General features: G+C 67.7%; 7 protein-coding genes. All 7 read left to right on the top strand.

What is annotated here, in order from left to right; translation table 11 throughout:
• Nucleotides 1-125 precede the first annotated feature (125 nt).
• A complete protein-coding gene (locus B0920_RS11910; RefSeq protein ID WP_078032703.1) occupies nucleotides 126-1,868 on the top strand; it encodes an IlvD/Edd family dehydratase in 1,743 nt (580 codons plus the stop codon).
• A gap of 85 nt (nucleotides 1,869-1,953) precedes the next feature.
• Complete coding sequence (araD1, locus tag B0920_RS11905) at nucleotides 1,954-2,946, top strand: AraD1 family protein (protein WP_078032702.1); 993 nt, start codon at nucleotides 1,954-1,956, stop codon at nucleotides 2,944-2,946.
• The gene (locus B0920_RS11900) at nucleotides 2,943-4,514 is read left to right on the top strand and encodes an aldehyde dehydrogenase (NADP(+)) (RefSeq protein WP_078032701.1); all 1,572 of its coding nucleotides are present in this window, start codon (nucleotides 2,943-2,945) and stop codon (nucleotides 4,512-4,514) included. Before araD1 ends, B0920_RS11900 begins: the two co-directional genes overlap by 4 nt.
• A 33-nt stretch (nucleotides 4,515-4,547) precedes the next feature.
• On the top strand, nucleotides 4,548-5,315 hold the full coding sequence (locus tag B0920_RS11895; protein ID WP_078032700.1) for an SDR family NAD(P)-dependent oxidoreductase: 768 nt from the start codon (nucleotides 4,548-4,550) through the stop codon (nucleotides 5,313-5,315).
• A gap of 168 nt (nucleotides 5,316-5,483) precedes the next feature.
• A complete protein-coding gene (locus B0920_RS11890) occupies nucleotides 5,484-7,403 on the top strand; it encodes a glycoside hydrolase family 97 protein (protein ID WP_078032699.1) in 1,920 nt (639 codons plus the stop codon).
• Nucleotides 7,404-7,431: 28 nt separating this feature from the next.
• Nucleotides 7,432-8,973: an alpha-N-arabinofuranosidase gene (locus B0920_RS11885; protein WP_078032698.1), complete on the top strand. Its 1,542-nt coding sequence runs from the start codon at nucleotides 7,432-7,434 to the stop codon at nucleotides 8,971-8,973.
• 77 nt (nucleotides 8,974-9,050) lie between these two features.
• Nucleotides 9,051-11,420 carry a glycoside hydrolase family 127 protein gene (locus B0920_RS11880; protein ID WP_078032697.1) on the top strand — a complete coding sequence of 790 codons (2,370 nt, stop codon included), beginning with the start codon at nucleotides 9,051-9,053 and terminating at the stop codon, nucleotides 11,418-11,420.
• The last annotated feature ends 35 nt before the right edge of the window (nucleotides 11,421-11,455 follow it).

Genomic DNA, 11,455 nt, shown 5'->3' with positions numbered 1-11,455 from the left:
ATCGATCCCTGCTAAAAATTGATTGGAAAGTTATCTACGTGCATTTTAGTATTTCTCATCGCTGATCGGGAGACACCAGGGTGGTGCAGCTGCCCTAGGCCGAAGAATAACGAGGAGAACTCTGCATGTCCGAGCAAAAGAAGACCACCACGCTGCGCTCCGCGGCCTGGTTCGGAACCCAGGACAAGAATGGCTTCATGTACCGGAGCTGGATGAAGAACCAGGGCATTCCCGACCACGAATTCCAGGGCAAACCCATCATCGGCATCTGCAATACCTGGTCCGAGCTCACTCCCTGCAACGCCCACTTCCGCAAGCTGGCCGAACACGTCAAGCGCGGCATCCTCGAAGCCGGCGGCTTCCCGGTCGAATTCCCCGTCTTCTCCAATGGCGAATCGAACCTGCGCCCGACCGCCATGCTGACCCGTAACCTGGCCAGCATGGACGTCGAAGAATCCATCCGCGGCAATCCGATGGACGCCGTGGTGCTGCTGGTCGGCTGCGACAAGACCACCCCGGCCCTCCTGATGGGCGCGGCCAGCGTCGACCTGCCGACCATCGTCGTCACCGGCGGCCCCATGCTCAACGGTAAGCTGAACGGCAAGGACATCGGTTCCGGCACCGCCGTCTGGCAGCTGCACGAGCAGGCCAAGGCCGGCAAGATCACGATGCACGAATTCCTGTCCGCCGAATCCGGCCACTCGCGCTCGGCCGGCACCTGCAACACCATGGGCACCGCCTCGACCATGGCCTGCATGGCCGAGGCCCTGGGCACCTCGCTGCCGCACAACGCCGCGATTCCGGCGGTGGACGCGCGCCGCTACGTGCTGGCCCACATGTCCGGCATCCGCATCGTCGAGATGGTGCACGAAGACCTGAAGCTTTCCAAGATCCTCAAGCGCGAGAACTTCGAGAACGCGATCCGCGTGAACGCCGCCATCGGCGGCTCGACCAACGCCGTGATCCATTTAAAAGCCATCGCCGGCCGCGTCGGCGTGCCGCTCGAGCTGGAGGACTGGACCGCCATCGGCAAGGGCACGCCGACCGTGGTCGACCTGCTGCCCTCGGGCCGCTACCTGATGGAAGAGTTCTACTACGCCGGCGGCCTGCCGGCCGTGATCCGCCGCCTGGGCGAAGGCGGCCTGGTGCCGCACAAGGATGCGCTCACCGTCAACGGCAAGAGCCTGTGGGAGAACTGCGCGGACGCGCCGATCTACAACGACGAAGTGATCCGCACGCTGGACAATCCCCTGATCGCCGACGGCGGCATCTGCATCCTGCGCGGCAACCTGGCCCCGCGCGGCGCCGTGCTCAAGCCCTCGGCCGCCTCGCCCCACCTGATGAAGCACCGCGGCAAGGCCGTCGTGTTCGAGGACTTCGACCACTACAAGGAACGCATCGTCGATCCCGAGCTGGACGTGGACGAACACTCGATCCTGGTCATGAAGAACTGCGGCCCGAAGGGCTACCCGGGCATGGCCGAAGTGGGCAACATGGGCCTGCCGCCCAAGCTGCTGGCGCGCGGCATCACCGACATGGTGCGCATCTCGGATGCGCGCATGAGCGGCACCGCCTACGGCACCGTGGTACTGCACGTGGCGCCCGAAGCGATGGCCGGCGGCCCGCTCGGCATCGTGCGCGACGGCGACATGATCCAGCTCGACTGCCACCAGGGGCTGCTGAATCTCGAGCTGTCCGACGAGGAGATCCGCAGCCGCCTGGCCGACCGCGCCGAGGCCAACCAGCCGCAGAAGAAGAGCGGCTACCAGCAGCTCTACCTCGACCACGTGCTGCAGGCCGACGAGGGCTGCGACTTCGACTTCCTGGTGGGCTGCCGCGGTTCGGCGGTTCCCAAGCATTCCCACTGATCCGGCGGGGACGCGCGCGCTTGCGCCTGCCGGCGCAGGCGCGCGCGTTCATCCGGCGGACATATAGCGACAAGGAGACCGGGCCATGCTGCTCGTACAATTCAAGACCGAATCCGGGGAGCGCCGCATCGGCATCCTGCACGAAGACCTGGTGCGGGTCGTCAACGGCTACGCCAGCACGCTGGAGCTGGCGCGCGCCGCCATCGCCGCCAGGGCCACGCTGGGCGAGCTGGCCGACGCCGCCGCCGGCCAGGAACACTTCCGCTACGAAGAGCTGGCCGCCGCCGGCCGCATCCTGGCCCCGCTCGACCATCCGGACCCCGCCCACTGCCAGGTCACCGGCACCGGCCTGACCCACCTGGGCAGCGCCGACACCCGCGACGCCATGCACAAGAAGATCGGCGGCGAGGTCGAGAGCCTGAGCGACTCGATGAAGATGTTCCGCCTCGGCGTCGAAGGCGGCAAGCCGGCCCCGGGCACGCCGGGTGTGCAGCCGGAATGGTTCTACAAGGGCGACGGCTCAATCGTGCGCGCCACTGGCCAGGAGCTCGACATGCCCGACTTCGCGCTCGACGGCGGCGAGGAGCCGGAGATCGCCGGCCTCTACCTGATCGGCGACGACGGCCAGCCCTATCGCCTCGGTTTCGCGATCGGCAACGAGTTTTCCGACCACGTCACCGAACGCCAGAACTACCTCTACCTCGCGCACTCGAAGCTGCGCAACTGCGGCGTCGGCCCGGCCCTGCTGGTGGGCGAGCTGCCGGCCCACGTCGAGGGCGTCTCGCGCATCCGCGACAAGGCAGGGCAGGTGCGCTGGGAAAAGGCCTTCGTGAGCGGCGAGCAGAACATGTCGCACAGCATCGAGAACCTGGAGTACCACCATTTCAAGTACGGCCTGTTCAAGCGCCCGGGCGACGTGCACATCCATTTCTTCGGCACCGCCACCCTCAGCTTCGCCGACGGCGTGCGGGTAGAGGCGGGCGAGACCTTCGAGGTCGAGTCGCCGATTTTCGGCCCGGCCCTGCGCAACCGGCTGGCCATCCGTGAAACCCAATACGTGAAAGTGAAGACCTTATGACGATTACCGGAGAAGCCTTCATCGGCGGCGCGCGCGAACGCGGCGGCGCGGGCTCGTTCAAAGCCTGGGACCCGACCCTGCGCGACTACCTGGAACCCAGCTTCCACATGGTCACGCCCGAGCAGATCGACCGCGCCTGCCGCCTGGCGGGCGAGGCCTTCGACGTCTTCCGCGCCACCAGCAACGAGGAGCGCGCCCACTTCCTGGACACGGTGGCCGAGCAGATCCTCGCCATCGGCGACGAGCTGATCGAACGCGCGATGCTTGAGTCCGGCCTGCCGCGCGTGCGCCTGGAGGGCGAACGGATGCGCACCGTGAACCAGCTGCGCATGTTCGGCACGCTGCTGCGCGAAGGATCGTGGCTGGACGCGCGGCTCGACACCCCGCTGCCCGAGCGCACCCCGCCGCGCCCGGACCTGCGCATGCGCATGATCGGCCTCGGCCCGGTCGCCGTGTTCGCCGCCAGTAACTTTCCGCTCGCCTTCTCGGTGGCCGGCGGCGACACCGCCTCGGCCTTCGCGGCCGGCTGCCCGGTGGTCCTGAAGGCCCATTCAGCCCACCCCGGCACCTCCGAACTGGTGGCGCGCGCCGTCACCCGGGCGGTGCAGGAGTGCGAACTGCCGGCCGGCGTGTTCGCGCTGCTGACCGGCACCGGCAAGGGCATCGGCCAGGCCCTGGTCGGCCACCCGGCGATCCAGGCGGTCGGCTTCACCGGCTCGCGCTCCGGCGGCACCGCGCTGATGGCGGTCGCCGCCGCGCGCAAGCAGCCGATTCCGGTGTACGCCGAAATGAGCAGCATCAACCCGGTGTTCCTGATGCCGCATGCGCTGGAGCGCCGCGCCGCGGAGATCGGCAAGGGCTTCGCCGCCTCCCTGACCCTGGGCGTGGGCCAGTTCTGCACCAACCCCGGCCTGGTGCTGGCCGTGGATGGCCCTGGCCTGTCCGACTTCTGCGCGGCGGCCACCGAGGCCCTGCAGGCGACCCAGGCGGCCGTGATGCTGAGCCAGGGCATCGCCGACAGCTACCACAAGGGCGTCGCCGCGCTGGCCGGCAACGAGGCGGTGAGCACGCTCGCGCGCCTGGAGCACGAGGAAGGCAAGGGCGCGGCGGCGCTGTTCCGCACCAGCGCCGAGGACTTCCTGGCGCGCCACGAGCTGCACGAGGAAGTGTTCGGCCCGGCCTCGGTGCTGGTGGTGTGCCGCGACGCCGGCCAGATGCGCCAGGTGGCCGAGGCCCTCGAAGGCCAGCTCACGGCGACCCTGCAGATCGAGCGCGAGGACTACGCCGAGGCCAAGGCCCTGCTGCCGGTATTGGAGCGCAAGGTCGGCCGCATCCTGGCCAATGGCTATCCGACCGGGGTCGAGGTCTCCACCGCCATGGTGCACGGCGGTCCCTTCCCCTCGACGGCGGACGGACGCAGCACCTCGGTGGGCACCGGCGCGATCAACCGCTTCCTGCGTCCGGTGTGCTACCAGAACCTGCCGGACGAGCTGCTGCCGGAGGCCCTGCGCGACGGTAATCCGCTGGCGATCTGGCGCCGCCGCGATGGTGCGTTGACCAGGGACTGACAAGGGCCGCACAATAAGAAGCATGGAGACAGCATGAACCGATTAGCGAAGTATCCCAGCCTGCAGGGCAAGCGCGTGTTCGTCACGGGCGGCGGCACCGGCATCGGCGAAGCGATCGTGAGCGCCTTCGTGGAGCAGGGCGCGGTGGTCGCCTTCGTGGACATCGCGAAGCAGGCCAGCGAGGCGCTGTGCGAGCGGCTGGGCGCGGCCGGCTATCCGGCCCCGGTGTTCCGTCACTGCGACATCACCGACATTCCGGCGCTGCAGCGCACGATGGCCGAGCTGGCCGAACAGCTGGGCGACTTCGAGGTGCTGGTCAACAATGCCGCCAACGACCAGCGCCACGACATCCAGGACGTCTCGCTCGACTACTGGAACGAGCGCATCGCCATCAACCAGCGTCCGATGTTCTTCACCATCCAGTCGGTGCTGCCGGGGATGAAGAGGAAGGGCGGGGGATCGATCATCAATTTCAGCTCCATGTCCTGGCATGCCAAGGGCGCGGGCTATCCGGTGTACGCGACCACCAAGGCGGCCGTGATCGGCCTGACGCGCAGCCTGGCGCGCGACCTCGGCCCCTTCGGTGTGCGCGTCAATACGGTGACGCCTGGCTGGGTGATGACCCAGCGCCAGCTCGACCTGTGGGTGGACGCGGCGGCCGAAGAGGAGATCAAAAAGGCGCAGTGCCTGCCGGGCAAGCTGATGCCGGACGACGTGGTCCGCATGGTGCTCTTCCTCGGGGCCGACGACAGCAGGATGTGCACGGCCCAGGACTTCGTGGTGGATGCGGGGTGGACTTGACGAGCGCGTGCCTGGCTCAGGCTCGCGCCGTCCTTGCCATGTCCGTCCCTTGTTTCCGCTAACCTACCACCGTCATCCCGGCGCAGGCCGGGATCCCAGTTTGCCGGCTGATCGATCAACTTGGATCCCGGCCTGCGCCGGGATGACGGCGGCTCTTCGGAGTCCACCATGAACGCAAGCTGCCGTATCCCGCTGGCCATCATCGCCCTGCTGTGCGCCCAGGCCCAGGCCGCCACGCTGAGCAGCCCCGACCGCCGCATCAAGGTCGACGTCTCCGTGTCCGCCAACGGCACCCTGAGCTACGCCGTCACGCGCGACGGCAAGCCGGTCATCCTGCCGTCCCCCCTCGGCTTGACACTGCAGGGCGCCGACTTCGGCGGCAAGCTCACCGTCGCCGCCGAATCGGCCGTCAGGCCCGTCCGGGACGCCTACGAGCTCGCCACGGCGAAGAAGCGCCGCATCAGCTACCAGGCCAACGAACAGACCTATACCGTGCGCAACGCGGCGGGCCAGACCATGGAAGTGGTGTTCCGCGCATCCGACGACGGCATCGCCTTCCGCTACGCCGTGCGCGACCCCAGGCTGGCCCGCAAGCAGTTCGTGAGCGAATCCACCGGCTTCGCTTTCGACCCCCAGGCCAAGGCCTGGCTGCAGCCGATGGCGGTCGCCCAGACCGGCTGGAGCAACACCAATCCGTCCTACGAAGAGCACTACCAGCGCGAGATCCCGGTCGGCACCCCGTCGACCCTGGGCGCCGGCTGGGTCTTCCCGGCCCTGTTCCGCACCGGCGACACCTGGGTGGCCCTGACCGAAGCGGGCATGGACGGCAGCTTCCACGCGTCGCGCCTGGCCTCGCAGTCGCTCGGCGGCGTCTACCGCCTCGCGCCGCCGGCCGCCGCGGAGGTGTTCACCAAGGGCGGCCTGCTGGCCGAAAGCCGCGGCGATCTTCTGACGCCCTGGCGCATCGTGGCCCTGGGCACGCTCAAGACCCTGGTCGAGTCCACCCTCGGCACCGACCTCGCGGCGCCCGCCATCGCCATCGACCAGGCGCGCATCCAGCCGGGTCACGCGGCCTGGAGCTGGGCCCTGCTCAAGGATGACGGCACCGTGTTCGAGGTGCAGAAGCGCTTCGTCGACTTCGCCGCCGACATGAAATGGGACTACGCGCTGGTCGACGCCGACTGGGACCGCAAGATCGGCTACGAGAAGCTGGGAGAGCTGGTGCGCTATGCCGAAGCCAGGAAGGTCGGCATCCTGGTCTGGTACAACTCCTCGGGCGACTGGAACAAGACGCCGTACAGCCCCAAGAGCGCCTTGCTCACGCCTGCCCAGCGCCAGAAGGAGTTCGCCCGCCTGCGCGAGCTTGGCGTCAAGGGCGTCAAAATCGACTTCTTCGCCGGCGACGGCAGGTCGATGATCGCCTACTACGTCGACATCCTGAACGACGCCGCCAAAGCTGGCCTGCTGGTGAACTTCCACGGATCGACCCTGCCGCGCGGCTGGTCGCGCACCTATCCCAACCTGATGACGGCGGAGGCGGTGCGCGGCTTCGAATTCGCGACCTTCGGCCAGCGCGACCAGGACGCCGTCGCCACCCACGCCGCCATGCTGCCCTTCACCCGCAACCTGTTCGATCCGATGGACTTCACTCCCGTGGTATTCGGCGACATCCCCAAGATCAAGCGCGCCACCCGCAACGGCTTCGAGCTGGCCCAGTCGGTGCTGTTCCTGTCCGGGATCCAGCATTTCGCCGAGCGCCCCGAAGGCATGGCCGGCGTGCCGCCCGCCGTGAAAACCCTGCTGCAGGACCTGCCGCGCAGCTGGGACGACGTGCGCTTCATCGACGGCTATCCGGGCCGCTACGCCATCCTCGCGCGCCGCAGCGGCGACAGCTGGTACGTGGCCGGCTTCAATGCCGACGACAGCGAACGCAGCTTCGATCTCGACCTGTCCTTCCTGGCAGGACGCAGCGGCACCCTGGTCACGGACGGGAAGGGCGAACGCAGCTTCGCCGACACCGCCATCCGGGCCGGCAAGAACAGGATCACCATCCAAGCGCACGGCGGCTTCGTCGCCGTATTCAAATAGAACGCCCGTACAACAACAGGAGACACGCATGAACTTACTCAAGCCCACCATCCTCGCCTTCGCCCTGGCGGCCGTGCCGGCCTTCGCCCAGGTGAGCGTCACGGTGGACACCACCAAGCCCGGCCCGGTCATCAACAGGAACGTGTACGGCCAGTTCGCCGAGCACCTGGGCACCGGCATCTACGAGGGCCTGTGGGTCGGCCCACAATCGAAGATCCCGAACACCCGCGGCTGGCGCAACGACGTGGTGGGCGCGCTGAAGGAGCTGAAGGTGCCGCTGGTGCGCTGGCCGGGCGGCTGCTTCGCCGACGAGTACCACTGGCGCGACGGCATCGGCCCGCGCAACAAGCGTCCGGTGAAGGTCAACACCCACTGGGGCGGCGTGGCCGAGGACAACGCGGTCGGCACCCACGAATTCTTCGACCTGGTCGAGATCCTGGGCACCGAGGCCTACGTCAACGGCAACCTCGGCTCCGGCACGCCGCAGGAGATGGCCGAGTGGCTCGAGTACATGACCTCGGATTCCAAGTCGACCCTGGCCGAGCAGCGCCGCAAGAACGGCCGCGACAAGCCCTTCAAGGTCGCCTACTTCGGCATCGGCAACGAGGCCTGGGGCTGCGGCGGCAACATGAAGCCGGAGTATTACGCCAATCTGTACAACCACTACGCGACCTTCCTGAAGACGCCGCCGGGGGCGCGTCCGAAGATCATCGCCAGCGGCGGTCACGGCGAGGACACCACCTGGACCGACGTATTGAGCCGCGAAGCCGCCAAGGGCACGGACGGCATCAGCTTCCACTACTACACGCTGCCGACCGGCGACTGGGACAAGAAGGGCGCCGCCACCGGCTTCCCCGAGTCGGAATGGTTCTCGACCATCAAGCAGACCATGCGCATGGAAGATTTCGTCCGCCGCAACGTCGCCGTGCTGGACAAGAACGACCCGCAGAAGAAACTCGGCTTCATGGTGGACGAGTGGGGCACCTGGTACGACGTGGAGCCGGGCACCAATCCGGGCTTCCTGTTCCAGCGTAATACCCTGCGCGACGCGGTGGTGGCGGCCCTGAACTTCAACATCTTCCACGCCCATGCCGAGCGGGTGCGCATGACCATGATCGCGCAGATGGTGAACGTGCTGCAGGCGATGATCATCACCGACAAGGAGAAGATGCTGCTGACCCCGACCTACCACACCTACAAGATGTACATCCCCTTCCAGGATGCGACCTCGCTGCCGGTGGCGGTGGACAACGACGTGGCCTATTCGGTCAACGGCAAGAGCGTGCCGGGCATCAGCGCCTCGGCGGCCAAGGGCAAGGACGGCAAGACCTGGGTTGCCCTGGTCAACACCCACCCGACCCGCGCCAGCGAGATCCAGCTCAACGTGGCGAGCCAGAACGTCTCCGGGGTCAGCGGCCAGATCCTGACCGCCGACGCGATGGACGCCCACAACACCTTCGACAAGCCGCAGGCGATCAAGCCGGCCGCCTACAGCGCGAAAGCCGCGAACGGCAAGCTGACGCTGAAGGTGCCGGCCAAGGCGGTCATCGTGGTGTCGGTCGACGCCTGAGCATGTGCTGAGCCCTGCGTGGACGGCCTAGCCGTCCACGCAGCATCAACCTCTTCACCGGAAGGCGTCCTGCAGAGATGAAGACCCGACTCGCCGCGCTGTCCCTCCTGGTCCTGGGCGCCTGGGCGCAGGCGGCGGAGTTGTTCCCGCTGTCCGACGTGCGCCTGACGCCCGGTCCCTTCCTCGACGCCCAGACCACCGACCTGAACTACCTGATGGCGATGGAGCCCGACCGGCTGCTCGCGCCTTTCCTGCGCGAGGCCGGACTGGCGCCGCGCAAGCCGGGCTACGGCAACTGGGAGTCGTCCGGACTGGATGGCCACATGGGCGGCCACTACCTGTCGGCCCTGGCCATGATGCATGCCTCGACCGGCGACGGCGAGGTGCTGCGCCGCCTGAACTACTTCGTGGCGGAGCTCAAGCGCGCCCAGCAAGCCAATGGCGACGGCTACCTGGGCGGCATTCCCGGCGGCCGCCAGGTCTGGCGCGACGTCGCCGCCGGCAAGCTCGAGGCGGACAATTTTTCCGTCAACGGCAAGTGGGTGCCCTGGTATAACCTGCACAAGGTCTACGCCGGCTTGCGCGACGCCTACCGCTACGCCGGCAACGAGGACGCGCGCGCCATGCTGATCCAGTTGTCCGACTGGGCGCTGGGCCTGAGCGCGCGCCTGTCCGACGAACAGATGCAGCGCATGCTGCGCAGCGAGCATGGCGGCATGAACGAGATCTTCGCCGACGTGGCCGCGATGACGGGCGAGCGCAAATACCTCGACCTCGCGCTGCGCTTCTCGCACCAGGCCATCCTCGCGCCCCTGGCCAAGGGCGACGACAAGCTCACCGGCCTGCACGCGAACACCCAGATCCCCAAGGTGATCGGCTTCAAGCGCATCGCCGACCTGGCGTCCGACCGCAGTTTCACGCTCGAGCAGCGCGCGGACCTGGACCATGCGGCGCAATTCTTCTGGCAGACCGTGGTCGGGCACCGCACGGTGGCTATCGGCGGCAACAGCGTCAAGGAGCATTTCCACGACCGCCAGGATTTCGGCCCCATGATCGACGAGGTCGAGGGCCCGGAGACCTGCAACACCTACAACATGCTCAAGCTGACCCAGATGCTGTTCCAGTCGGAGCAGAAGGGCAGCTATGGGGACTATTACGAGCGCGCGCTCTACAACCACATCCTGGCCTCGCAGCGGCCGGGCGGCGGCTTCGTCTACTTCACGCCGATGCGGCCCAATCACTACCGGGTGTATTCCCAGGTGGACCAGGGCATGTGGTGCTGCGTCGGCTCGGGCATCGAAAGCCACGCCAAGTACGGCGAATTCATCTACGCGCACGAGGGCGACGCGCTGTTCGTGAACCTGTTCATCCCCTCGACCCTGCACTGGCGGGCGCGCGGCGTCAAGCTCACCCAGAGCACCAGTTTTCCCGACACGGACAGCACCCGCCTGACGGTGGAGGAGGGCGGGACCTTCACGATGAAGATCCGCTACCCGGGCTGGGTCGCTCCCGGCAGCATGCGGATCGCGGTCAACGGCAAGGCCGTGCCGGTCGACGGCCAGCCCGGCGGCTACGTGAGCCTGGCGCGCGCGTGGAAGAAGGGCGACCGGGTGGACGTCCGCCTGCCGATGCGCACGCGGCTGGAGCGGATGCCGGACCAGTCCAATTACTACGCCGTGCTGCACGGCCCGGTGGTGCTGGCGGCGCGCACCCGCCTGTTCGGCGACGACAAGCTGAACTTCCTGGCCGACGACTCGCGCATGGGCCATATCGCCAGCGGCCAGATCTGCCCGCTGGAGGCGGCGCCGCTCTTCGTCAGCGATACCCAGGACTTCATCCGCAGGTTCAAGCCGGTCAAGGGCAAGCCGCTGACCTTCACCGCGCCCGGCCTGGTGCATGGGGCCGATGGCGCGAGGACCGAGTTCGTCCCGTTCTTCCGCCTGCACGAGTCGCGCTACACGATGTACTGGCAGCACGCGACGCCGGCCGGCCTGCGGCAGATCCAGGAAGCCAACGCCGCCCGCGAGGCCGAGCGGCTGGCGCTGGACGCGCGCACCATCGACCAGGTGGCCCCGGGCGAGCAGCAGCCGGAGGCCGATCATTTCTACCAGGGGGAGGGCGGCGAGGCGGGCATCAGCCATGGCCGCCACTGGCGCCGCGCCAGCAAGTGGTTCAGCTATGAACTCAAGGATCCGCGGCGCGAGGCCAAGCTACTGCGGCTGAGCTTCGCGAAGGCGGACGCGGGGCGGCAGTTCGACCTCCTCGTCAACGGCGAACTGCTGGCCTCCGTCACGCTGGACGGGGATGGCCCGGAAGCGCTGTACAGCCGCGACTTCCCCATCCCGGCCCCGGTGCTCGCGGCGGGCAAGGGCGCGCTCAGCGTGAAGTTCCTCACCAGGGCGGGCTCGAAGCCAGCCACCCTGTATGGCTTGCGCCTGCTGCGCTGAACGGCTACTGTATGTACAAATATCGTTTTCGGTAT

This window comes from Massilia sp. KIM (assembly GCF_002007115.1).
GTDB lineage: Bacteria > Pseudomonadota > Gammaproteobacteria > Burkholderiales > Burkholderiaceae_D > Telluria.
Note: the sequence above shows the minus strand (reverse complement) of the source record. Positions and strands in the feature narration are given on the sequence as shown.